The organism is Polynucleobacter sp. JS-Polo-80-F4 (genome assembly GCF_018881965.1).
Taxonomy (GTDB): Bacteria; Pseudomonadota; Gammaproteobacteria; order Burkholderiales; family Burkholderiaceae; genus Polynucleobacter.
In genome coordinates, this window is sequence record NZ_JACVPI010000001.1 from 1,338,810 (window position 1) to 1,363,145 (window position 24,336).

Here is a 24,336-nt window from a genome sequence, read left to right on the forward strand (position 1 = left end):
TTTCGAGATGGATATTTTTTCAGCAATAGCCGTTCAGGCGAGCGGTACCAGTCACTATACCAAGTGTGATGTGATTCTTGCTTCCTCAAATCCATTTTCTCGCTCAATAACCCATGGCCACATTACAGCTAGCGGTTTAGTAATTAAGAATGGTAGGGTTCTGTTGATTTTTCACCCGCACATCAAACGCTGGTTTCAGCCTGGAGGCCATATCGAAGAGGGCGACTCTCCAATAGAAGCCGCTATCAGAGAGGTGCATGAGGAAACTGGATATGTCTGTGAGCTAGATTCTGAAAACCAAGACCCCATTGATATCGATATTCACGAAATTCCCGAGAACCCCAAGAAGGGAGAAAGCGCTCATTTGCATATTGATTTGCTTTATCAGCTAAGAGTCTTGCGAGAAGAGCAGTCTCTAGAGGACATTGAGTGTAGGTGGTTTGCTTTTGCTGATGTTGAAAGTATTCGCATCCAGCGTGCTTTAGCTAAATTGGTCTAAGCGCCTAAAGCCTCCAACAGTTCAGTCTCAAGTTGTATTTGTAGCTTGGGATTCTTACCTAAGTTAGCGGCGTCCAAGAGTAGGATGTCTTCCACTCTTTCGCCAAGCGTATTTATCCTGGCGGTATGAATGGATACCTGATGTTTCGCTAACACTCTAGAAATTGTGTAGAGCAAACCAGTGCGGTCACTTGCCGATAGTGCCAGCGTGTAATACCTGCCACGATCGTCTGGAACCATGTGAACCCGTGGCTGAATTGGGAAAGTGCGTGATTGTCTTGATAGGCGGCCCATACTTGGATTAGGTAGTGGCTCTGTGTTGGTGAGCGCCTCAGTCAACTCAAATTCAACGAGTTGGATAAGGTCACGATAGCTGCCACCCTCATCCACTAAGTTACTGCCAGAGATTTGGAAAGTATCTAGAGCGTAACCATGGCGTGTTGTATGAATACGCGCATCCCAAATGGAGAAACCATGCTTTTCAAAGTAGGCGCAGATTCTGGCAAACAGATCTTCTTGATCTTTAACGTAGACAGCTACCTGCAGTCCTTCGCCAATCGGAGACAATCTTGCTCTCACAATGGGTTGATCGCTATTGACCTTGTTATATAGATGGCGTGTAAGCCAAGCAATATCAGAGGAGTCTTGCCTTAAGAAGAAGGCAACATCTAACTGCTTCCATAAATCTTCATAAGATTCATCATTGATGCCATACAGTCTTAATTTAGCTTTAGATTCTTCTTGGTGTTGCGCTAACTCTGATGAGGCATCGGGTTTTGCCCCTCCCAATACCCTGAGTGTTGCGCGATACAGATCCTCTAAGAGCTTGCCTTTCCAGGCATTCCACACTTTGTGACTAGTTCCGCGAACGTCAGCAACTGTTAACAAATATAGTGCGGTGAGGTGACGCTCATCACCCATCTTCTTGGCAAAAGCGCGTATTACATCAGGATCCGTAATATCTTGCTTTTGTGCAAATTGACTCATATTGAGATGTTCAGCCACTAGCCAGACTAGTAGTTCGGTATCTTTTTTATCTAAACCATGCTCTCTAGCAAACTGACGCATGTCAGCCTTGCCTAGTTCTGAGTGATCACCACCGCGTCCTTTAGCAATGTCGTGGAAAAGGGCGGCAATGACCAGTAACCAAGGCTTCTCGAAATTGGCAATCAAGCTACTGCAGAACGGAAACTCATGAGTATGCTCAACCACCATAAAGCGTCGGACATTGCGCAAGACCATCAGAATATGTTGATCAACTGTGTAGATATGAAATAAATCATGCTGCATTTGGCCAACTATTTTTCTAAATGCAGGTAAGTAGCGGCCAAGCACGCTGGTGCGGTTCATTAACTGAAATGCACGACTGACTCCATCAGGCTCTTTCAGTATCTCCATAAAAAGCGCTCGATTGACTGGGTCTTTGCGCCATTGGCTATCCATTGTCTGGCGCGCGTTATAGAGCGCTCTGAAAATGGTGGCTGATAAGCTTTTAACATTCGCAGTTTGTGCAAAAACCAGGAAGGTCCGCAGAATCTGCTCTGGATGCTTCTGAAAGAGTTCGGGATCAGTGATATCCAAAACGCCTTGACGTTCAATGAAGTGCTCGTTACCTTCGCCGGGAATGGCAAGAATTGTCTTAGACTCTTGCGAAAAAAGCAGGGCTTCAATGTTCTGCAGTAGAACGTCATTTAGCTGTGTAACAGCCTTAGCCGCCCAGTAGTAGCGACGCATGATGGCTTCACTCGCTTGACGCGACGATTCTTCTGTAATTCCCATTGATGCTGCTAATGCTGCCTGCAAATCAAATGCGAGAACATCTTGTCTGCGCCCTGCTAGCAAATGCAAGTTAGCACGCAGGGTTTCTAGGAATCGTTGATTGCGGTTGAGTTCAGTTAGCTCACGCTTCGTTACGAGACCGGCCTCATTGAGGTCCTTAAAGGTATCGCCTAATAATGCGGCCTTACTTACCCAAGAGATCACCTGTAAATCACGTAATCCGCCAGGACTCTCTTTGCAATTGGGTTCTAAGGCGTAAGGGGTGTCTTGATACTTGTAATGGCGCTGAATTTGTTCTGCTTGCTTAGCCTGGAAGAAAGCCTTGGGATCCAATGCCGCTTCAAAGGCTTTTGCGAAGTCTTTGAAGAGCTGTCTTTTGCCACAAATCAGTCGTGCTTCTAAGAGAGATGTGCGCACAGTAATATCTTGCTCAGATTCTGACATGCATTCAGCCACACTTCTGACTGAAGAGCCAATTTCCAATCCTGTATCCCAGCAGCTTGCAACAAATTGCTCAACTTGTTTTGATAAAGTCCTAGCCTTTTCTTCATCAGCTGGTAGCAGAATTAATATATCAATATCGGAGTAGGGAAATAAAGCGCCTCTACCGAAGCCACCCACTGCAACTAAGGTGGCTTCATTGTTTAAGCCGCAATTACTCCATAAGTGGCTAAGGAGTTGATCGCTCAACTTGGAAAGTTGTTTAGTTAATTTTCCTACCGACTGTGTTTTCTTAAACTCGTCGTAAGCAATTTCTCGAGCGGCGCGCAGGCTAGCTGCATCAACAATATTGCTGGCTGCCTGGGGCTTGCTCATCGTATTAAGCGCTTGCTACTAAAGGTCTAAAAGACAGGCCTTTAACGCAATCTGGCGGTGGGTTGCTGCCTTCTGACCAGGTAAGTACTTCAACACCAGTCTGAGTAACGAGCAAGGTATGTTCCCACTGAGCAGACAAGCTGCGATCTTTTGTTTTTACAGTCCACTGATCGGGCATAGTGCGAATATCGCGTTTGCCAGCATTAATCATTGGCTCGATTGTGAAGGTCATGCCAGCTTCTAGTTTTTCGCCGGTACCTGGACGACCATAGTGGAGAATTTGTGGGTCTTGGTGAAACACTTTGCCAATGCCGTGACCGCAGTATTCGCGCACTACTGAATAACCTGCTTTTTCTGCATGAGTCTGAATCACGTGACCAATGTCACCAAGTGACGCACCCGGTTTAACTTGAGCAATGCCAAGCCACATACACTCAAAAGTAATTTGAGTGAGACGCTTTGCCATGACTGACACTTCGCCCACCATAAACATGCGACTAGTGTCACCGTAGTAGCCATCAGGGGTAATCACGGTAATGTCTAAGTTGACTACATCACCGGTTTTGAGAATCTTGTCACCAGGAATTCCATGGCAGATCACATCGTTTACAGAAGTGCAGATGGATGCTGGAAAAGGAGGGTAGCCAGGCGGTTGATAGTTCAGTGGAGCTGGGATGGTTTTTTGGACATCACGCATATATTCATGGCAAATCCGATCTAATTCGCCCGTGGTGACGCCGGCTTTGACGTGGGGAGCCACATGATCAATCACTTCGCTAGCTAAGCGGCCAGCTTCGCGCATCCCTAGGATGTCTTTTTCTGCGGTAAATACACTATTCATGCCTTGATTATCAACGACTTGGATAGTTTTGGCTTGATCATATTGCCTAAAATTTAGGCAAATAGCCCGTTTTTGGGGCTTCTGGAGGTCATTTTGAGGGCAGGCCCCTTTTACTACTTAGGGGTGAGGGTGGCTAGAGCATTGATATTTAAGCTATAATTTCGGACTCAGGTCTATTTTGGACTTGAAATCGCGAGTTGAGCCTTCCAGGGTGGCGTTTTTTAGCGCAGCTAGGACTCAACTTTAGAAACAACCCTTAGGAGAAGTTATGTCAGTAACTATGCGTCAAATGCTGGAAGCCGGTTGCCATTTTGGTCACCAAACCCGTTTCTGGTCCCCAAGAATGGCCCCTTACATTTTCGGCCATCGCAACAAAATCCACATCATCAACTTAGAAAAAACATTGCCAATGTTTCAGGACGCCCTGAAATTTGCAAAACAAGTTGCTTCTAATCGTGGCACGATTTTATTTGTTGGTACTAAGCGTCAATCACGCGAGATCATTGCTGAAGAAGCTGCTCGTGCTGGTATGCCTTACATCGACAGCCGTTGGTTGGGTGGCACACTCACCAACTTCAAAACCGTTAAAGGTTCCCTCAAGCGTTTGAAAGACATGGCAGTTGCTAAAGAAGCTGGCGACTGGGAAAAGCTTTCTAAGAAAGAAGCTTTGACTAATGACCGTGATCTCGACAAGTTGCAAAAAGCACTTGGCGGTATTCAAGATTTGAACGGTGTTCCTGATGCTATTTTCGTAGTGGACGTTGGCTATCACAAGATTGCTATTACTGAAGCTAACAAGCTTGGTATTCCAGTGATCGCAGTTGTAGATACTAACCACTCACCAGAAGGTGTTGATTACATCATCCCTGGTAACGATGACTCCAGCAAAGCTGTTCTCCTTTATGCACGTGGTATTGCTGACGCAATCCTCGAAGGCAAAGCTAACTCTGTTCAAGAAATCTTGACAGCAGTTAAAGAAGGCGAAGAAGAGTTTGTTGAAGAAGGGAAAGCTGAATAATGGCCGCTATTACCGCTGCAATGGTTGGCGAGTTACGCGCCAAAACTGATGCTCCGATGATGGAGTGCAAAAAAGCTTTGACTGAGGCTGATGGTGATATGGCTCGTGCAGAAGAGATTTTGCGCGTTAAGCTAGGTAGCAAAGCTGGTAAAGCAGCTTCTCGTGTAACGGCTGAAGGTATCGTTGCTGCTTCTATCAATGGCACTACTGGTGCTTTGTTAGAAGTGAACTGCGAAACTGACTTCGTTTCTAAGAACGACGACTTCTTGGCATTTGTTAATGACTGCGTGAAGTTGGTTGCTGAAAAGAATCCAGCTGACGTTGCTGCATTGTTAGCATTGCCATTGAATGGTCAAACTGTTGATGAAGTTCGTAGCGCATTGATCGGTAAGATCGGTGAAAACATCATGCCACGTCGCTTCAAGCGTTTTGCTGGTAGCAATAAGTTGGTTTCCTACCTCCACGGTACTCGTATCGGCGTAATGGTCGAGTTCGAGGGTGACGAAACTGCTGCTAAAGACGTAGCAATGCATATTGCTGCAATGAAGCCAGTGGCTTTGTCGATGGCTGACGTTCCTGCTGAAGCAATTGCTGTTGAGCGTAGTGTTGCCGTTCAAAAAGCTGCTGAATCAGGCAAACCACCAGAAATCGTTGAAAAGATGGTTGAAGGCTCTATTCAGAAGTACCTTAAAGAGGTTTCTTTGTTGAACCAGACTTTCGTAAAGAACGATAAGCAATCTGTAGAGCAAATGCTCAAAGCTGCAAATACAACAATCAAGGGTTTCACCATGTTTGTTGTAGGCGAAGGCATTGAGAAGCGTCAAGACGACTTTGCAGCTGAAGTAGCTGCACAAGTGGCTGCCGCATCTAAAGCAACGGCTTAATAGGCTAGTTTGGGGCTTGCCCCACTGCTTGGTAATACCCAAAAGGGCACAGAAACCTTAGTTTCCGTGCCCTTTTCTTTGATCCCTCCCAAGCCCTTTATAATTTGGCAGAGATATTAAAAAGTGCTTAAAGATCAATAAGCTAAGTAAGTAAATTACTTAGCAAATTACGGAAAATAAAAAACATGCCAGCCTACAAACGAGTCCTCCTAAAACTATCTGGTGAAGCCCTTATGGGCGATGATGCTTTTGGCATCAATCCAGTCACTATCGATTCCATGGTTAAGGAAATCGCTGATATTGTGAATATCGGAGTGGAGCTAGCGATTGTGATTGGCGGCGGAAACATTTTCCGTGGTGTTGCGGGTGGTGCAGCCGGCATGGATCGTGCAACGGCCGATTACATGGGTATGCTGGCAACTATGATGAATTCCTTAGCATTGCAAGATGCGTTGCGTCAAAAAGGTGTTGAGGCGCGCGTGCAATCCGCTCTTCGCATGGATCAAGTAGTTGAGCCTTACATTCGTCCGCGTGCTATTCGTGCGATGGGCGAGGGCAAAGTAGTCATCTTCGCCGCTGGAACTGGAAACCCATTCTTTACCACCGACACCGCAGCTGCTCTGCGTGGGGCTGAGATGGGCGTTGAGATCATGCTCAAGGCAACTAAGGTAGATGGCATCTACAGCGCTGATCCAGTAAAAGATCCTTCAGCAACTTTATATAAAACGATTACGTTTGACGAAGCTTTAATCAAGAATCTACAAGTCATGGACGCGACTGCATTTGCATTGTGTCGTGATCGCAAATTACCAATCAAAGTATTTTCAATTCTCAAGCCAGGCGCATTGATGCGTGTAGTGCAAGGTGAACCTGAAGGTACTTTAGTACACGTTTAATAGGAGGCCTGATGTCTGCAGCAGAAATTAAAACCAATACCGATCAAAAGATGCAAAAGTCTCTTGAGGCTTTGAAGACCAATTTGGCCAAGATTCGCTCTGGCCGTGCTAACCCAGGAATTCTGGAGCACATCCAGGTGGATTACTACGGTAACCCCACTCCATTAAGTCAGGTTGCGAGCCTAGGCTTGGCGGATGCGCGCACCATTAATGTTCAACCATTTGAAAAGACGATGGTTGCAGTCATTGAAAAAGCGATTCGTGATTCTGATTTAGGTTTAAACCCAGCATCCCAGGGCACGGTAATCCGCGTACCAATGCCTGCTTTGACTGAAGAGCGCCGTCGCGACCTCACTAAGGTTGTGAAGAATGAGGGCGAGGAAACGAAGATTGCTGTTCGTAATTTACGTCGTGATGCGAATGAGCACCTCAAACGCTTAACCAAAGATAAAGAAATCTCAGAAGATGAAGAGCGTCGTGCTACTGATGAAATTCAGAAGATGACTGATAAAGCAGTGATCGATGTTGATAAGATCGTTTCTGAAAAAGAAAAAGAGATCATGACGGTTTAAAGCCGTCCTGAATTTTTAGCTTTTCATGACTCAACATTCCAGCTCAACTCTAGCCATCCCAGAGGTCAGCGCTGTACCTCGCCATGTTGCAATCATTATGGATGGCAATGGGCGTTGGGCAAGCAAGCGCATGATGCCCCGCGTTGCCGGGCACTCCGAAGGGTTGAGCGCAGTACGCAAGATTGTTGAAGAATGCCGTAAGCTAGGCGTTGAATATCTCACTGTATTTGCCTTTAGCTCTGAAAACTGGCGTCGCCCACCGGAAGAAGTGGGTTTCCTAATGAAGCTTTTTCTAAAGTCACTCAAAGGCGAAGTGTCGCGTTTAGCTGAGAACGATATTGCTTTACGTTTAATTGGCGACTTAAGTCGTTTCGATTCTGCGATTCAAGAGATGGTGGAGTTTTCGGAGAAAAAGACAGCTGACTGTAAGGGGTTAACTTTTACGATTGCAGCAAACTATGGTGGCCGTTGGGATATCTTGCAAGCAATGCGTCAATGTCTTACTGCCAATCCCAACCTGAAGCCGGAGCAGGTAACTGAAGAATTACTTCAGCCCCATCTTTCGATGGCTTACGCTCCAGAGCCTGATTTGTTTATTCGAACTGGCGGCGAGCAGCGTGTGAGCAACTTCTTGCTATGGCAATTGGCTTATACCGAGTTGTATTTCACAGATATCTTGTGGCCCGACTTTGACGAGAAAGAGCTGCACAAGGCGTTTGACTGGTTTAGCCAGCGTGAGCGCCGCTTTGGTCGTACTAGTGCTCAGCTTGCTTCGCAAGCTATGAGCGATGCAGTTTGACGTAGTTCATTACTAAGCGCACTTCCCATGCTAAAAACCAGAGTCATTACCGCCCTTATCTTATTGGCGGTATTGCTGCCCATCTTGTTTCTGCTGCCCCAAATTTATATCGGCGCTTTCTTTTTGGCGGCTTTGTTAGCTGCCGCTTGGGAGTGGAGTCGCTTACTTAATCCTGGGGCAGGGCGTGCCTCTTGGGTATACGCATTATTTTGTCTGGCCATTATTTTGCTGTTACTAGGTATGCAAAATGCCTCATGGCAGTTTGCCCTATTGCTTCTAGCTGTGATTTTCTGGTTCTTCATTGCCCCATTTATATTGGCCAAAGGAATGAATCTCTCGCTGGATAAGTTAAGGCCTTTTTATGTAGTGCTTGGTTTAATTGTGCTACCGGCCACTTGGTTTGCATTGGTGTTCTTGCGTGAACTCGGCCTCATCTTTTTGCTTAGCACCATGGCATTAGTATGGGTTGCAGACATTGGCGCTTACTTTGTTGGCAAGGCTTTTGGTAAGCACAAGCTTGCAGTGCAAATTAGCCCTGGAAAATCCATTGAGGGTGCTATTGGCGGCTTAATACTTTGTTACGCTTACGCTTTCCTATGCGTTTACTTTTTGTCTTTTGAGTCAACCTTATTTGGCGCGTGGGCTATCCGTTTTGGCTGGGTTCCAATGTTCATGATGGTTACGGTATTGACAGCCTTCAGTATTTTTGGAGACTTATTTGAGTCCCAATTAAAACGGTTGGCCGGCGTTAAGGATTCCAGTCATTTGTTGCCTGGCCATGGTGGAGTATTAGATCGCGTAGATGCTTTGATTCCAGCTATGCCAATCGCAGCACTCTTGGCAGGATTGGTGTGATGTCAATCAAGCAGGTTGCCATTCTAGGTTCTACGGGGTCTATCGGTGTCAATACCCTAGATGTAATCCGTGCACACCCAGATCGCTTTAAGGTGGTAGCACTTACTGCAGCAAAACAGGTTGATCTACTCGCACAGCAGTGTATTGAATTTAAACCTGCTATTGCTGTAGTGGCAGACGCAGATGGCGCTGCCCGCTTAAGCAAGCTTTTGCTTGAGAAGCAAATCAGCACTCAAGTTTTGCATGGCCCACAAGCTTTAGTTGCCTCTGTTACCGAATCGCATTGCGATACTGTGATGGCTGCCATTGTTGGGGCTGCAGGCTTGGTCCCTGCCTTGGCTGCTGCCAAAGCAGGCAAAAGAGTGTTGCTCGCTAATAAAGAAGCATTAGTGATGTCTGGTGATTTGTTCATGCAGGCAATCAAGCAGGGCGGAGGTCAATTACTCCCTATTGATAGCGAACATAATGCAATCTTTCAATGTCTACCAAGCCAGTTTTCTCAAGATCCTGATTCTGCGTTAGGCGTTGAAGAGCTTTGGTTAACTGCATCGGGTGGCCCCTTTAGAGGTACACCCCTCGATCAATTGGCAAGCATCACTCCAGAACAAGCTTGCGCACATCCTAACTGGGTGATGGGTAGAAAGATTTCTGTAGATTCAGCAACGATGATGAATAAAGGCCTGGAGGTCATCGAGGCCTTTTGGTTATTTGGTTTGCCTTTAGAGAAAATTAAAGTATTGATTCATCCGCAAAGCGTGGTTCATTCAATGGTCCGTTATCGCGATGGGTCAGTGTTGGCTCAGTTGGGTCAACCAGACATGCGAACTCCTATCGCCTATGGGCTGGCTTGGCCAGAGCGTATTGATGCTGGTGTAGCACCATTGAGTTTGACGCAACTAGCATCTTTGAGTTTCTCAGAACCAGAGCTAGAGCGTTTCCCTTGTCTTTCTTTGGCATTTGCTGCCGCTAAGGCGGGTGGTACAGCACCCACGGTTCTGAATGCTGCTAATGAAATTGCGGTTGCAGCATTCTTGGATGAGGGCTTGCCTTATTTACAGATCTCAGCTGTAGTAGAGAATGTGTTGAATGCGATTCCTGCAGTCAATGCAGACTCACTTGAATTGATTTTGGATGTTGATGCACGTACTCGTCAATATGCACAAGCAGTAGTGAGGAATATTCTTTGCAAGCATTAATTACTCTTGCTGCATTTTTATTGACCCTTGGGGTGTTGGTCAGCTTCCATGAGTTTGGACATTTTTTTGCAGCTCGGTGTTGCGGTGTTCGTGTACTGCGCTTTGCAGTTGGTTTTGGTAAACCTTTATTCACTTACCACGCTAAAAATAAAACAGAGTGGGTATTGGCGTCTATTCCCTTGGGTGGCTATGTCAAGTTGCTCGATGGTCGAGATCCTCAACAGACTATTGCTCCTGATGAAGCGTCTCAGGCCTTTGATCGGAAGCCGCTGTGGCAGCGCTCCTTGATTGTGGCGGCAGGTCCATTCGCAAACTTTTTTCTAGCAATTATCTTTTTTGCTCTTATCTACGTATCCGGTGCGCCTCAACTGCCAGCGGTATTGCAGAGCCCCCCTGAGCATTCGGTTGCCGCCACACTTGGATTGACCGGGGGAGATCGGGTGATTGGCTGGCAGGATTTAGGCTCTGGACAGGATGTTGTGCCCCTTTTTGGTGATTTTGAACGTGTTCCAAGTTGGAATGCCTTGCGCTGGAATTTGATGGATGCGCTCACCGGCGAGAATGGGTTTGCTCTGGAGTTGGAAACCCCTGCTGGCGCTAGCCTAGTGAAGTCCTTTTATGCCAAGGATTTGCCCAAAATCAACCCCGATAAGGACCCTATGTTGGCGCTGGGCATTTTGCCTGCGTTAACCCCTTTGGCGGAGTGGCAAGACCTGAAATTAGGGCCAATAGATGCGCTTCTTTTTGCATCCAAAAGGGTCTGGGTGATTACTAAGGTTTCTGCAAGGCTAATGGCTGGATTATTTACCGGAAATACCTCCCTAAAACAGTTGGGTGGACCCCTCAGTATTGCTGATATGGCAGGCAAATCAGCCCAGGTAGGGTGGCAGCCATTTTTAGCCTTTTTGGCACTTATGAGTATTAGCATTGGTTTACTCAATTTGCTCCCTTTTCCGATGCTAGATGGGGGTCAGCTACTGTATGATGCATGGGAGTTGGTAGCCGGTAAGCGGATTTCGACATCAATGCAGGAGCAACTCCAAAAAGTGGGCTTCTTTCTGCTGATTTCTATGTCATTACTGGCCTTGTTTAACGATTTACAACGCTATATTTCGCCTTGAATTCTCTGACACATTCTTTCCGTTTTTTTGCCCGCTTCATTGCCCAAATCTTGATATTTTGTGCGCTTGGGTTGAGCTTGAGCGCATCTGCAGCAGACTCATTTGTGGTGAAAGATATTCGTGTTGAAGGTTTGCAGCGCGTAGAACCCGGAACAGTATTTAGCTATCTACCCGTTCAAGTAGGCGAAACCTTTACTGACGAAAAGGGCGCTGAGGCAATTAAGGCTCTCTACAGCACGGGCTTCTTTCGAGATGTTCAGATTCAGGCTCAAGGTAACGTGCTTATTGTGATCGTTGAAGAGCGCCCAACTATTTCTCGTATTGAATTTACGGGAATGAAGGAGTTTGATCCTGAAGTTATTCGTAAATCATTAAAAACAGTTGGCGTAGCTGAAGCGCGTTTTTACGATAAAGCCTTAATTGATAAAGCAGAGCAAGAATTAAAGCGTCAATATGTTGGTAAAGGCATGTACGCAGCTGAAGTGGTTGCAACGGTAACGCCTGTTGAGCGTAATCAAGTAGCTATTTATTTCAACGTTGACGAAGGTCCTGTAGCGAAAATTCAAGAAATTAATTTCATTGGAACATCCGCTTTCAGTGAGAGTACTTTAAAGAGCGAGATGCAGCTCAAAACAGGCGGCTGGCTCTCTTGGTATAGCAAAGATAATCTTTACTCCAAGCAAAAATTAACTGCGGACTTAGAGTCCATTCGTTCGTACTACCTGAATCGTGGTTACCTTGAGTTTGTGATCGAATCTACTCAGGTATCAATTACTCCCGATAAAAAAGGCATCTACCTGACAATCAGTATTAGCGAAGGAAAAAAATTCACCGTGAAGGATATGCGTTTAGCCGGTGAAACTCTTGGTAAAGAAGCGGAGTTAATGCAGTTGGTTGTTTTGAAGCCTGGAGATACTTTCTCGTCAGCTAAATTAACAGAGAGCACCAAAGCAATTGCTGAGATCTTGGGATCCTATGGATATGCATTCGCAACGATTAACCCGCAACCCGATATTCGCCGTGATTTAGCTGAGGTAGACCTTACTTTGGTTATTGATCCGGGGCGCCGTATATATGTTCGTCAAGTAGCTATTTCTGGTAACGCCAAAACTCGCGATGTGGTGATTCGTCGTGAGATGCGTCAATTTGAAAGCTCATGGTTTGATAGCGACAAGATTGATTTATCCAAGAAACGTTTAGGCCGCCTTGGTTATTTTACTGAAACCGACATCACTACCGAGGATGTTCCAGGATCTCCCGATCAGGTTGACGTAAATGTCAAAGTGACCGAAAAGCCAACGGGGGCTATCACTGTCGGTGCAGGTTTCTCCTCCACCGAGAAGTTGATTTTATCTGCGGGTATCAATCAAGATAACGCATTCGGTACTGGAACTGCGATTGGATTAAATGCTTCCCTAGGCAAAATTAATCAAAATCTGACGCTTTCAAATTACGATCCGTACTTTACGGAAGATGGTATTAGTCGTTACACGGATTTGTTCTATCGTTCATCCAAGCCTTTGTATTACGTTGGCGATCCTGATTACCAAATTAAATCAATCGGCTCAAACATTAAGTTTGGCGTGCCCTATACAGAAGTGGATCGAGTATTTTTTGGTACGGGTTTGGAGGTATTCCAAATCAAGACAACCAACAATACTCCACAACCGTATCTGAACTATGCGATGAGTTATGGAGTGGCTTACCCGGGTTACCCTGGAACCGTTACAACATATAACGTACCAATTACTGTAGGTTGGTCCCGTGATGGTCGTGATAGCACTTTGATTCCATCGACTGGCTCTTTGCAGCAGCTCTCCGCTGAGGTTGGTACGCCTGTTGGAGATCTCACTTTCTATCGTGTTTATGGCCAATACCAAAAATACCACTCGTTCTCAAGGGGCAACATCCTGTCCTTTAATGGCGAGGTTGGATATGGTGAGGCCTATGGCAATAAGCCGTTCCCAATTACCAAAAACTACTATGTGGGCGGCATTGGTTCTGTTCGTGGCTATGCGCCTGGGTCCCTGGGGCCTCAGTATTACAACACTGTGATTGGCGCATATCAGCCAACAGGTGGTCAGTCCAAGATTGTTACAAACGTGGAATACACCTTCCCTGTTCCTGGCTCTGGCGTCGATAAAACCCTGCGCCTCTTTACCTTCGTGGACGGCGGTAATGCCTTCGGGGAAAACATCAATTTAGTTCTGAGATATTCCTATGGATTGGGTTTATCATGGATATCACCGCTAGGGCCTCTGAAATTTAGCTATGGCATACCGTATAAGACGCAGCCAACGGATAATGTCCAGCGTTTGCAGTTCCAAGTGGGAACAGCGTTTTAATTGTTTAAGGAAAGTTTTATGAAGCTTTATCAATCTTCCAAGTGGATTCAGGCCGGTATCTTTGCTGCAGTAGCAGCATTAGTTGCGCCACAAGTTTTTGCCCAAGATGCTGGCACACGAATTGGAGCCGTTAACGTTGACAAGGTATTTAGTGAGTCAAATATTGCAAAGCAAAGTCAGGCTAGATTAGAAAAGGATTTTGCTAAGCGACAAAATGATATTAGAGATAGTGTTGAAAAAATTAGAGCTGCAGCCGAAAAGCTTGATCGCGATAGCGCGGTGATGAGTGAATCTGAGCGTGTTCGCCGCCAGCGTGAGTTAGCCGAGCAAGACCGTGATTTACAACGCAGGCAACGTGAGTTTACTGAAGACTTAAATCAGAGAAACCTTGAGGACCGCACTAAGATTGCGGGAAAAGCTAATATTGCACTCAAACAAGTGGCCGAGCAAAAAAAATTGGATATCATCGTACAAGATCCTCCTTATGCCAATCCTAAGATTGATGTTACGGACGACATCATCAAGGCTTTAAATAGCCAGAAGTAAGCTTTATGCCTACTGCTATTGAGCTGGCCGAACAGTTTCAATCAAGCTTGGTGGGAGATGCTTCCCATGGATTTACTGGCCTCGCTCCTTTGGAGCGGGCGCAGTCAAATCAAATATCATTTCTCTCTAATCCACTTTACAGACAGCAGGCTAGTGATAGTGCTGCTGGAGCATTGATTGTTAGTAAGTCGGATCTGGAATTTTTGCAGGCTAATCCCAGTGTAAATTCTGCCAAGCGGGTGTACTTTGTCTCAAAAAACCCGTATGCCACTTTTGCCAGAATGGCTCAGCACTTTGCAAAAGTAAGTGCTCCAACTTATCCAGCCGGGATTCATCCAAGTGCGGTAATTGACTCCACTGCGATTGTTCCTGCCTCTTGTCACATTGGCCCATTTGTCCACATTGGCGCTGGCGTAAAACTTGGTGAGCGTGTTTCTATTCTGGGAAATACCAGCATTGCCAAAGATACTGTCATAGCAAGTGATACGCTGATCTATCCTTCGGTTTCGATTTACTACAACTCTCAAATTGGTGAGCGCTGCATTATTCATAGCGGCGCAGTCATTGGTGCCGATGGCTTTGGTTTTGCCCCTGATTTTTCTGCGACGGGCGGCGAGTGGGTCAAAATTCCTCAGACTGGTCGAGTGGTGATTGCTAATGATGTGGAAATTGGCGCTTCTACTACGATTGATCGTGGCGCAATGAGCGACACCGTGATTGGTGCTGGTACTAAGATCGACAATCAAGTCCAAATAGCGCACAACGTTGTGATTGGTAGTTGCTGTGTCGTTGCCGGTTGTGCTGCAATTTCTGGTAGCACCAAGATTGGTAACTTCTGCATCATTGGCGGCGCTGCCAACTTTGCGGGGCATTTAACTATTGCCGATAGAACTACGGTTTCTGGTAACACTTCTATTATTCGCTCCATTACTGAGCCAGGTCAGCACTTTACAGGCGTTTATCCATCGATGCTCCACAGTGCATGGGAGAAAAATGCCGCTATTTTGCGTGGCCTAGATAAAATACGCCAGCGCTTGCGCTTACTGGATAAAAACAAAAGCACAGAGTCATAAGACTCTGTTATCTAAAACGAATATTTACTTTTCAGCAGGCCATTTATGAGCACACCAATCGCAATTGATATCAATAAGATTCTGAAATTGCTTCCGCATCGTTATCCATTCCTATTGGTGGACCGCGTACTAGAGATTACTCCTCGTGAGAGTATTACTGCGTTAAAAAATGTCACGATGAATGAGCCTTTCTTTCAGGGTCATTTCCCCGATTTTCCTGTAATGCCAGGAGTGTTGATTATTGAGGCTTTGGCTCAAACAGCTGCCTTACTCACTTTCTCGGAAGAGCGTGCAGAAGATGCGATCTACTACTTTGCCGGTATTGATGGCGCGCGCTTTAAGAAGCCAGTGTTACCTGGTGACCAACTCATTATGACTGCCACGCTAGAGCGCGGTCGTGCCGGTATTTATAAGTTTGCTGTTAAGGCAACCGTTGATGGTGAGATTGCCGCAGAAGCCAATATCACTTGTGCGGTTCGCACGAAAGGCGCGTAATGACTCGGATTCATGCATCTGCTGTAGTAGACAGTAAGGCTGAACTGGCCAGCGATGTTGAAGTTGGCCCATATTCTGTTATTGGCCCTAACGTCAAAATTGGCGCTGGAACTAAAGTAGGCTCTCATACTGTTATTGAGGGCTACACCACCATTGGTAAAGAAAATACCTTTGCCCACTTTGCAGCTATTGGTGGCCCTCCACAGGATATGAAATACCGTGGGGAGCCGACTCAATTAATTATTGGTGATCGCAATACCGTTCGTGAGTTCACGACGATTCATACTGGCACCTCGCAAGATGAGGGTATTACTCGTATCGGTAACGACAACTGGATCATGGCTTATGTTCATATTGCCCATGACTGTCAGGTCGGCAATCACACGATCTTCTCAAGCAATGCGCAAATTGCTGGGCATGTACAAGTTGAAGACTGGGCCATCATGGGTGGTATGTCAGGCGTGCATCAATTTGTTCGTATTGGTCAGCATGCGATGCTAGGTGGCGCTTCTGCGTTAGTACAAGATATCCCGCCATTCGTGATTGCTGCTGGAGATAAAGCTTCTCCTCATGGCATTAATGTTGAAGGCTTAAAGCGTCGTGGTTTCTCAAGCGAAACAATTTCTGCTTTGCGTCAAGCTTACAAAGTGCTCTATAAAGATGGCCTTAGCTTTGAAGAAGCTAAAGTAGAAATTCAGAAGATGGTAGTTGCATCGGCAGCCGATGCCGCTACTGCTGAAAAGCTAGCGCAGTTCCATGATTTTATTGCCGCTTCTACGCGCGGCATTATTCGGTAACGGAACTACCTTGCCAAAGTTAGCTTGTGTAGCTGGCGAACCTTCTGGTGATCTATTAGCAGCGCCAGTTCTAAGTGCGCTGAACCAAATACCAGACATGTCTGGCCTTGACGTCTATGGCATTGGCGGTCCCCGCATGCAGGCAGAGGGCATGCGCTCTGATTGGCCAATGGAAACCTTAAGTGTGAGAGGTTATGTTGAGGCTATTAAGCAACTTCCAGCGATCCTGAAGCTTCGCAAAGAACTCATTCAAAATCTCCTCAATGAAGGCAGGCCCGACGTCTATCTTGGAATTGATGCGCCTGACTTTAATTTAGGTGTTGAGTTGGAGTTGCGCAAGGCAGGTATTCCGACTTTGCATTTCGTATCTCCCTCGATCTGGGCTTGGCGGGCAGGACGCATTAAGAAGATCTCCCAAGCGGTAGAGCGCATGCTCTGCATCTTCCCCTTTGAAACAGAGATCTATGACAAAGCTGGTGTTGCTTCTACATATGTGGGGCACCCATTGGCCAGTGAGATTCCACTTGAGCCTAATACCCATCAAGCGCGAGAAAAATTAAGTCAACACCTCCAAATTCCTGCCGCATCACTTGAGGGATTAGTAATTTCTGTCCTCCCTGGAAGTCGTGGTTCCGAGATTGAATTGATTGCCCCGGTCTTTTTTGAAACGATGCAGCTATTGATTAAGAGACTAAAGGGCCAAAAGCTCAATTTCTTAATTCCTGTAGCTACCCCAAGACTACGTGAGCCTCTTGAGCAGCTTTTGCTCGAGGCAAAAAATAGTAATCCAGATATTCAGATTCATTTGCTTGATGGTATGGCTGATGAAGTACTTGAAGCTGCCGACGTAGTGTTGATTGCCAGCGGCACAGCTACTTTGCAGGCCGCATTATGGAAAAAGCCCATGGTAATTTCATATAAGGTGCCTTGGTTGACGGCTCAGATCATGAAGCGCCAAGGTTATCTACCATATGTAGGTTTGCCAAACATCCTTTGTGGCGAGTTTGTTGTTCCAGAACTTTTACAGCATGATGCTACGCCTGAAAAATTAGCCAGTGCCGTGCAAGAGTGGATAGAGCACCCAAGTAAAGTTGCCAAACTCAAAGAACGTTTTGCACAAATGCACGAAACGCTGCGTCGTCCCACCGGTTTATTAGTTGCCCAAGCCGTAGCGCAAACCATTGCCAATCAACGCAAGAATAAAAAAAGCGTATGAGTCTGATTTGGGTCTGTGGTGTTGATGAGGCAGGGCGCGGACCATTGGTTGGTGCAGTGGTTGCTGGTGCGGTAGTGCTCGATCCCAATAATCCAATTGAGGGTCTAAAAGACTCTAAGAAATTAACTGCTGCCCGTCGAGAATATCTTTATGAGCAGATCATGGAAAAGGCCAAAGCTTGGGGTGTTGGTGAAGCTAGTCCAGCTGAGATTGATGAGATTAATATTTTGCAGGCGACGATGTTGGCAATGCGTCGCGCAATAGAAGATCTCACTACTCGCTTGGGTGCTTGGCCTGATAAAGCATTGATTGATGGTAACCGTTGTCCAGAATTGCCGATCGCTGCAGAAGCGATTGTGAAGGGTGACTCTAAAGAGCCTGCAATTTCAGCTGCTTCGATCGTAGCTAAAGTAACGCGTGACCGACAGATGATGTCTTTGCATGATCTTCATCCAGAGTATGGCTTTGCTCAGCATATGGGTTATCCGACGGAAGCCCATTTTGTAGCTCTTAAACAATTTGGCGCCTGTGATCAACATAGAAGAAGCTTTTCGCCAGTGCGAAAAGTTCTAGAAAACCAAAACCACTAAGCCATGAACTTTGATCTCATTACCTCCAAAGAGAATCCGCTATTTAAGGAGATTCGCAACCTGCAAGCTACCGGCTCAAAAGGGCAGAAGGCTAGGCTGGCGAGCGGCCAAGCTTTGTTGGAAGGCATTCATCTAGTCCAAACTTGGGTGGGCGATCCAGCTTTAAGAATCCTTCTAAGCTCTGAAGTGGGCCTGAAGAATACAGAAATCTCTCAAGCCGTTTATGAGCACTTAGAGATTTGTCCGGACACCAAAGTATTTCAATTGGATAGTGCTCTGTGGGATCTGCTGAGTGATTTAGTCAATGCACCGCATATTGCTGGATTACTGGATTTACCAAAATCTACGATAGCCACACCCCAATCCATTGCAACCTTAGAAGGTGATGTCGTGATATTGGATCGCGTACAAGACGCGGGTAATGTGGGTTCTATCTTGCGCACTGCAGCTGCTGCTGGATTTACCCAAGTGATTGCTTTATCGGGTTGCGCTCACTTATGGTCTACCAAAGTATTGCGTGCAGGTATGGGTGCCCACAAACTGCTAGATTTATATGAAGGTTGGTCCAATCAACAGGTATTGAGCGCAGTCACCGCACGGCTATTAGCAACTACCGCAGATGCAGAACAAGATCTCTACTCCCTCAAAAAAGAACTATTGCATCCAGTTGCTTGGGTAATGGGTAGTGAAGGGCAGGGCGTATCCGAAGACCTGCTCGCTCAAGCCAAAGGTATCTCTATCCCCATTGATCCAAGAGTGGAATCGCTTAATGTATCCACGGCAGCGGCAGTATGTCTGTTTGAGACCCTGCGCGTAAGACGTACTTAAGACTTTAGTGTGAAACTTACCCTAGTATTGTTTTATCTGACTTAATTGCCTGTAGTACGGTGGTAGCAATTTCTTCGATGGACTTGCTGGTAGTGAGCACCCAAGGAATGGATTGTTTTTTCATCATTGCCGTTGCTTCATTAATTTCATAACGGCAGTTTTCTAGCTTGGCGTAATTGCTGCCTGGTCTGCGTTCATTTCGTATTTCTGAGAGACGCTCTGCATCAATCATCAGGCCAAAGATCTTCTGGCGATAAGGCACCAAATCTTTAGGTAGTTGCCCGCGCTCAAAGTCTTCGGGAATCAGGGGGTAATTTGCTGCCTTTAATCCGTACTGCATTGCTAAGTACAGACTGGTTGGTGTTTTACCCACCCGTGAGATTCCAATGAGGATAACGTCTGCTTCGGCTAAGTTTTGATTGGATTGGCCATCATCATGGGCCAAGGAATAGTTAATTGCCTCAATTCGGTTCTTATAGGCCTCAGTATCGGCGTTGTGGTGAAGGCGGTTCATGGCATGGGTCGATTTCATACCCAAAGCTGCTTCTAGTGGGGCCACAAAAGTCTGGAACATATCCAGGATTAGACCGTTTGCTTTCCCGACAATGGCGTTAAGCTCAGAATTCACCAAAGTGGTGAAAACGATGGGCTGGACACCATATTTATTAGCCGCCTGGTTAATGCTGCTAACGGCGTCATGGGCCTTATCGACACTATCCACAAAAGGCACCCGAATGTGCTTAAAAGTGGCCTCAAATTGAGCCAAAATCGACTGGCTGAAGTTCTCGGCGGTAATGCCGGTGCCGTCAGAGACAATAAAAACAATACGGGTTTCGTTAGACATGGATTTGGCTTAAAAGTCAGGGTCAGCACTACAATAGAATCATATTAAAGCATGCCCTGTTTAGGGTGGCCGCTATACCAGTTTCCTTATCTTTTGAGAGTATTTTATGTCCAACCAACAGCAACAAAATAGCAGTATGGCTAATGCCTATGTTTTGCCTTTTGAGCAACTTCGCATGACTGATGTTGAATCCGTCGGCGGTAAGAATGCTTCCTTAGGAGAGATGATTTCTCAGTTAGCGTCTACTGGGGTTCGTGTTCCTACAGGTTTTGCAACTACTGCATTGGCGTTCCGTGATTTTTTGAATCACAACAATCTGACTGAGCGCATTCAACAGCGTTTAGAAGGTTTGAATATTGATGATGTGCGTGCCTTAGCGCAAGCTGGTGCAGAAATTCGTAACTGGATCGAAACAGCCCCTTTTCAGCCAAAGTTAGACGAAGAGATTCGCAAAGCATTCGCAGTCTTGGACGACTCTGGAAAAGGCTCTTTTGCTGTGCGTTCTTCAGCAACCGCAGAAGACTTGCCAGACGCTTCCTTTGCAGGTCAACAAGAAACTTTCTTGAACGTCGAAGGCATTGATGATGTTCTGAAGAAGATTCGTGAAGTATTTGCTTCCCTATATAACGATCGCGCTATCTCCTACCGTGTTCACAAGGGCTTTGCCCACGCTGAAGTAGCCTTATCCGCTGGTATTCAGCGCATGGTGCGTTCTGATTTAGGCGCCGCTGGCGTAATGTTCACTTTGGATACCGAGTCTGGTTTCGAGGATGTCGTTTTCATTACCTCAAGCTATGGCTTAGGTGAGACTGTGGTGCAGGGTGCAGTAAACCCAGACGAGTTTTATGTTTTCAAAACCACTTTAGCCCAGGATAAGAAGGCAATCATTCGCCGCTCATTGGGTTCCAAGTTAATTCAGATGCAATTTGCTCCTAAGGGCTCTGCAGAAAAAGTGCAGACAGTCGATGTGTCTCCAGAAAAGCGGAATCGTTTTTCTTTGGAAGATGCGGATATCACTGAGTTGGCAAAATATGCAGTGATTATTGAGAAGCACTACGGTCGTCCAATGGATATCGAGTGGGGCAAAGATGGTCAAGACGGCCGCATCTATATCCTCCAAGCGCGTCCAGAAACTGTAAAGAGTCAGGCAGCTGGCCAAGTAGAAATGCGCTACAAGTTAAAGGGTAGCTCTAAGGTATTAGCAAAAGGTCGCGCAATTGGTCAAAAGATCGGTGCAGGCCCTGTGCGCATTATTCGTGACCCAAGCGAGATGGATCGTGTACAGCCAGGCGATGTATTGGTTGCTGACATGACTGATCCAAACTGGGAACCAGTAATGAAGCGCGCTTCTGCGATTGTGACTAATCGTGGCGGTCGTACTTGCCATGCGGCAATTATTGCCCGTGAGTTAGGTGTGCCAGCGGTCGTTGGTTGCGGTGACGCTACTGAGCATTTGCAAGACGGCATGATGGTGACAGTTTCTTGCGCAGAAGGTGACGAAGGTCATATCTACGATGGCTTGATTGAAACTGAAGTCACTGAGGTGTCTCGTGGTGTGTTGCCAGAGATTCCAGTGAAGATCACTATGAATATTGGCAATCCTCAGTTGGCATTTGATTTCTGTCAAATCCCAAATGCGGGCGTTGGCCTTGCCCGTCTCGAGTTCATCATCAATAACTATATCGGTGTGCATCCACGCGCTGTATTGGAGTATCCAAATATTGATCCTGACCTGAAACGTGCAGTGGAGAGCGTGGCCCGTGGCTATGCTAGCCCACGCCAGTTCTATGAGGACAAATTGGTTGAAGGCGTAGCAACGATTGCTGCTGCCTTCTATCCAAAGCCAGTCATCGTGCGCCTATCCGATTTCAAATCAAATGAGTACAAGAAACTCATTGGTGGTTCACGTTATGAGCCGGATGAAGAAAATCCAATGTTGGGCTTCCGTGGCGCATCACGTTACGTATCTGAAGATTTCGGTGAGGCTTTTGCTCTCGAGTGCGCAGCAATGAAGCGTGTACGTGAAGATATGGGCTTAGATAACGTAGAAATCATGGTGCCATTCGTGCGTACCATTAACCAGGCTAAGCGCGTGATCGACATGATGGAGAAGTTTGGCCTCAAGCGCGGCGTGAATGGTTTGCGCCTCATCATGATGTGCGAGATTCCATCGAATGCAATCTTGGCTGATCAGTTCCTTGAGTACTTCGATGGCTTCTCTATCGGCTCAAACGATATGACCCAGTTAACGCTTGGTCTAGATCGTGACTCTGGTATGGAATTGTTGGCAATAGACTTTGATGAACGTGATCCAGCAGTAGAGTTCATGATTGCCCGTTCAATTGATGCTTGCCGCAAACAAAATAAATACGTTGGCATTTGCGGTCAGGGCCCTTCAGACCACCCAGACTTTGCTCGTTGGTTAGTTGAGAAAGGCATCACCTCAATCTCATTGAACCCGGATAGCGTAGTGGCTACTTGGGAAATGTTAGGTAAGAACTTAAAAGCCTAATCAACATCGCAAGCACCAAAGCAAAAGGCCTAGATTCTTCTAGGCCTTTTTGTTTATGGATGCATCCAACGCGCGATTGCTAGAGGCTTACTTTTTCTTAGTAGCCACCTTCTTCGTTGCAACTTTCTTTACAGGAGTTGTCTTTGGTGCTCTTGCCTTTGATGGGGGATGATTAATCGGAACGATCCCCATTTTTTTAGCTGGTGTAGAAATGTCACTCGACTTATTCGCGCCACTCCAACTTGGTTCCGCTATTGAATTAAAAGCCTCGCGTAGCTTCTCACCCCATGCTTGGTGAATCATTGCGAAATAAGGGTTTGCATCATCTAGAGTGACTAGCTTGGTAGCTTTTAGAGAATTTTTTTCATAAACCAGCATATCCAAAGGTAGTCCAACTGAAATATTACTTTTCAGAGTGGAGTCCATGGAGATGAGGGCGCACTTGGTTGCCAGGTTGAGTGGCGTATTGAAATTCAGCACGCGGTCCAAGATTGGCTTTCCATATTTAGATTCGCCAATCTGGAAGTAACAGGTCTCCGGAGTGGCTTCAATAAAGTTTCCTGCCGAGTAAACATTGAATAAGCGAGGTTTTTCGCCTTTCACTTGGCCACCAAAAATCATATTGCAATTAAATTCGAGGCCAGCTTTTTCAAGGGCCAAATGATCTCGTTCATAAACTTGTTTAATAGCGTTACCCACAACGACCGCAGCTTCGTATGAGTTTTTAGCCTCCCACAGGTTCTTGCCTTTAAAAAGTTGGCCCTGAAGTAGGATTTCTTTAACGGACTGAGTAATAGCAAGATTGCCAGCACTCATTAATGTAAAGAAGCGATCCTTGTTTTGAAACAAGGTCATTTTTCTAAAGGTGCCAATTTGGTCTACACCAGCATTAGTGCGTGTATCCGATAAAAAAACAAGACCATCTTTAAGGCAAAGCCCAATGCAATACGTCATACCCAAACCCTCTTCATTATTTCTTGAGATTATCTCTTAAAAGACAGGTAGACCTAAGCAAGCTGCTGAATAGAGATGTTGGCGCTGAGCTCTTCTCCGCCGCCGCCGGTACGCACTCCCTTTACGGGGGCTGCAGAGTAGTAATCCCGGCCAATAGCAAGTCTGATATGGCGTGAATCTATCAGGCAAGCGTGAGTAATGTCCACACTAATCCAAATGCCCTTTTCAATATCACTGCAAAAGTCTATCCAAGCATGGCTTGCGAGGTTTGGGGATTCTTCGGCAAAGAAATAGCCGCTGACGTAACGAGCTGGGATATGCGATGCCCGGCAAAGACTCAGCATCACATGTGCGTGGTCTTGGCAAACACCCGATTTCATGGCAAAGGATTGAGCTGCAGTCGTAGCAAAGTTCGTTTGTCCTGGAGAGTACACAATTAAGCCCTGAACCGCCTCAGCAAGTCTAAGTACTTGATCAACAGAGTTTTTCTTTGGAAGGCTATAAGAAAAATAATCCAACATTTCTTCTGTTGACTCGGTCAGGTTAGTTTGCTGTAAAAGATAGTAGGGAGATACTGCCTTAGCATCATCAATAAACTCAAACGCATCTTGCGTACGGACCTCGCCTTCTGCCTCAATCATCATTGAGGTGTATGGAGTTTCTTGTACAAATACGCTACAGGCGTTACCGAATGTATCTATTGAATTAGAGGCTTTAATTGGAGTACTAATCTTCCACTTATCTATTTGCTGGCCTGCAATTGTCGGCGGAGTTAAGCGCAATTCCTGAATGGAGTAACGCACTGGCGCCTCATAGCGATACTCGGTGCGGTGACGAATCTTTAAGTGCATATAATTAATT

Annotated in this window: 23 protein-coding genes; 18 read left to right on the plus strand and 5 right to left on the minus strand. The window is 46.1% G+C overall.

The genetic code is table 11. From position 1 onward, the window contains the following. Window positions 1-7: 7 nt before the first annotated feature. Window positions 8-499: an NUDIX hydrolase gene (locus tag ICN20_RS06910; protein WP_216239054.1), complete on the plus strand. Its 492-nt coding sequence runs from the start codon at window positions 8-10 to the stop codon at window positions 497-499. Here the strand turns inward: ICN20_RS06910 and ICN20_RS06915 are convergent. Continuing rightward, a complete protein-coding gene (locus ICN20_RS06915; RefSeq protein WP_216239055.1) occupies window positions 496-3,093 on the minus strand; it encodes a [protein-PII] uridylyltransferase in 2,598 nt (865 codons plus the stop codon). The genes ICN20_RS06910 and ICN20_RS06915 overlap by 4 nt on opposite strands. A gap of 4 nt (window positions 3,094-3,097) precedes the next feature. Continuing rightward, complete coding sequence (gene map, locus ICN20_RS06920; RefSeq protein ID WP_216239056.1) at window positions 3,098-3,934, minus strand: type I methionyl aminopeptidase; 837 nt, start codon at window positions 3,932-3,934, stop codon at window positions 3,098-3,100. Between the two features lie 268 nt (window positions 3,935-4,202). Here map and rpsB point away from each other — a divergent pair, with 268 nt between their 5' ends. The 16 genes from rpsB to ICN20_RS07000 all read left to right on the plus strand — a co-directional run bounded on the left by rpsB (window position 4,203) and on the right by ICN20_RS07000 (window position 19,165). Then, window positions 4,203-4,952 (plus strand): 30S ribosomal protein S2, encoded by a 750-nt coding sequence (rpsB, locus tag ICN20_RS06925; protein ID WP_215359531.1) that lies wholly within the window; start codon window positions 4,203-4,205, stop codon window positions 4,950-4,952. Beyond that, window positions 4,952-5,836, plus strand: coding sequence for a translation elongation factor Ts (tsf, locus tag ICN20_RS06930; RefSeq protein ID WP_216239057.1), 885 nt, complete (start codon window positions 4,952-4,954; stop codon window positions 5,834-5,836). The genes rpsB and tsf overlap by 1 nt, the downstream gene beginning before the upstream one ends. Before the next feature lie 185 nt (window positions 5,837-6,021). Then, window positions 6,022-6,732: a UMP kinase gene (pyrH, locus tag ICN20_RS06935; protein WP_215392248.1), complete on the plus strand. Its 711-nt coding sequence runs from the start codon at window positions 6,022-6,024 to the stop codon at window positions 6,730-6,732. Window positions 6,733-6,743: 11 nt separating this feature from the next. Beyond that, window positions 6,744-7,304, plus strand: coding sequence for a ribosome recycling factor (frr, locus tag ICN20_RS06940; protein ID WP_072583035.1), 561 nt, complete (start codon window positions 6,744-6,746; stop codon window positions 7,302-7,304). A 25-nt stretch (window positions 7,305-7,329) separates the two neighbouring features. After that, a complete protein-coding gene (locus ICN20_RS06945) occupies window positions 7,330-8,103 on the plus strand; it encodes an isoprenyl transferase (protein WP_216239058.1) in 774 nt (257 codons plus the stop codon). 27 nt (window positions 8,104-8,130) lie between these two features. Further along, complete coding sequence (locus ICN20_RS06950) at window positions 8,131-8,958, plus strand: phosphatidate cytidylyltransferase (RefSeq protein ID WP_216239059.1); 828 nt, start codon at window positions 8,131-8,133, stop codon at window positions 8,956-8,958. Window positions 8,959-8,963: 5 nt separating this feature from the next. Next, entirely contained in the window at window positions 8,964-10,154 is a 1,191-nt protein-coding gene (gene ispC, locus ICN20_RS06955) for a 1-deoxy-D-xylulose-5-phosphate reductoisomerase (RefSeq protein ID WP_216240357.1), read from the plus strand. Further along, window positions 10,142-11,275 (plus strand): RIP metalloprotease, encoded by a 1,134-nt coding sequence (locus ICN20_RS06960; RefSeq protein WP_216239061.1) that lies wholly within the window; start codon window positions 10,142-10,144, stop codon window positions 11,273-11,275. Before ispC ends, ICN20_RS06960 begins: the two co-directional genes overlap by 13 nt. Before the next feature lie 38 nt (window positions 11,276-11,313). After that, window positions 11,314-13,620, plus strand: coding sequence for an outer membrane protein assembly factor BamA (gene bamA, locus ICN20_RS06965; RefSeq protein WP_370624560.1), 2,307 nt, complete (start codon window positions 11,314-11,316; stop codon window positions 13,618-13,620). 18 nt (window positions 13,621-13,638) lie between these two features. Further along, on the plus strand, window positions 13,639-14,166 hold the full coding sequence (locus ICN20_RS06970) for an OmpH family outer membrane protein (RefSeq protein WP_216239064.1): 528 nt from the start codon (window positions 13,639-13,641) through the stop codon (window positions 14,164-14,166). 5 nt (window positions 14,167-14,171) lie between these two features. Then, a complete protein-coding gene (gene lpxD, locus ICN20_RS06975; protein WP_216239065.1) occupies window positions 14,172-15,239 on the plus strand; it encodes a UDP-3-O-(3-hydroxymyristoyl)glucosamine N-acyltransferase in 1,068 nt (355 codons plus the stop codon). Window positions 15,240-15,284: 45 nt separating this feature from the next. Further along, on the plus strand, window positions 15,285-15,734 hold the full coding sequence (gene fabZ, locus ICN20_RS06980) for a 3-hydroxyacyl-ACP dehydratase FabZ (RefSeq protein WP_215392257.1): 450 nt from the start codon (window positions 15,285-15,287) through the stop codon (window positions 15,732-15,734). Beyond that, window positions 15,734-16,531, plus strand: a complete 798-nt coding sequence (gene lpxA / locus ICN20_RS06985; RefSeq protein ID WP_216239066.1) for an acyl-ACP--UDP-N-acetylglucosamine O-acyltransferase — start codon at window positions 15,734-15,736, stop codon at window positions 16,529-16,531. Before fabZ ends, lpxA begins: the two co-directional genes overlap by 1 nt. Continuing rightward, window positions 16,491-17,747, plus strand: coding sequence for a lipid-A-disaccharide synthase (lpxB, locus tag ICN20_RS06990; protein ID WP_216239068.1), 1,257 nt, complete (start codon window positions 16,491-16,493; stop codon window positions 17,745-17,747). Before lpxA ends, lpxB begins: the two co-directional genes overlap by 41 nt. Continuing rightward, window positions 17,744-18,337 carry a ribonuclease HII gene (gene rnhB, locus ICN20_RS06995; RefSeq protein ID WP_216239070.1) on the plus strand — a complete coding sequence of 198 codons (594 nt, stop codon included), beginning with the start codon at window positions 17,744-17,746 and terminating at the stop codon, window positions 18,335-18,337. Before lpxB ends, rnhB begins: the two co-directional genes overlap by 4 nt. A gap of 3 nt (window positions 18,338-18,340) precedes the next feature. Continuing rightward, window positions 18,341-19,165 carry an RNA methyltransferase gene (locus ICN20_RS07000; RefSeq protein ID WP_216239071.1) on the plus strand — a complete coding sequence of 275 codons (825 nt, stop codon included), beginning with the start codon at window positions 18,341-18,343 and terminating at the stop codon, window positions 19,163-19,165. Window positions 19,166-19,181: 16 nt separating this feature from the next. Here the strand turns inward: ICN20_RS07000 and ICN20_RS07005 are convergent, their stop codons facing one another. Then, window positions 19,182-20,009: a pyruvate, water dikinase regulatory protein gene (locus ICN20_RS07005; RefSeq protein ID WP_216239072.1), complete on the minus strand. Its 828-nt coding sequence runs from the start codon at window positions 20,007-20,009 to the stop codon at window positions 19,182-19,184. Window positions 20,010-20,115: 106 nt separating this feature from the next. On the opposite strand from ICN20_RS07005, the gene ppsA reads away from it, so the two are divergent. Next, complete coding sequence (gene ppsA / locus ICN20_RS07010; protein WP_216239073.1) at window positions 20,116-22,521, plus strand: phosphoenolpyruvate synthase; 2,406 nt, start codon at window positions 20,116-20,118, stop codon at window positions 22,519-22,521. 87 nt (window positions 22,522-22,608) lie between these two features. On the opposite strand, the gene ICN20_RS07015 is transcribed toward ppsA, so the two are convergent. Both ICN20_RS07015 and ICN20_RS07020 read right to left on the minus strand, forming a co-directional pair. Further along, window positions 22,609-23,475 carry a peptidase gene (locus ICN20_RS07015; RefSeq protein ID WP_216239074.1) on the minus strand — a complete coding sequence of 289 codons (867 nt, stop codon included), beginning with the start codon at window positions 23,473-23,475 and terminating at the stop codon, window positions 22,609-22,611. A 53-nt stretch (window positions 23,476-23,528) separates the two neighbouring features. Then, entirely contained in the window at window positions 23,529-24,326 is a 798-nt protein-coding gene (locus ICN20_RS07020; protein WP_216239075.1) for a transglutaminase family protein, read from the minus strand. Window positions 24,327-24,336 lie beyond the last annotated feature (10 nt).